This window comes from Ulvibacter sp. 2210JD10-4, from assembly GCF_058148525.1.
Genome location: NZ_JBYVJZ010000135.1, coordinates 1 through 230, shown reverse-complemented (window position 1 = coordinate 230; position 230 = coordinate 1). Strand labels below are relative to the sequence as shown.

1 pseudogene is annotated in these 230 nt (G+C 37.8%); it reads left to right on the top strand.

The features are described from left to right. Positions 1–230 (top strand): annotated as a pseudogene (locus ACY2RT_RS15775) (hypothetical protein); the annotation flags it as partial.

Sequence of the window (230 nt, the reverse complement as noted above, 5' to 3'; positions counted from 1 at the left end):
ACTAGCACCTATTCCCACTGAATTTGCATATAATAATACACCGGAAACCTTTGAACTTGTAGGTAAGACACAGGAACCAGATGTAAAACCGTTTTGGGACCCTGTTTTTGCGGCGGATATTGTCTATTTTGGAGACAAAGCTGTTTTTATTCAGCCTATTACAGTGATCAATGCGGAAAACCTGAAAATAAGTGTAGAAGTATACTACTCGGTTTGTGATGATGAAAAAT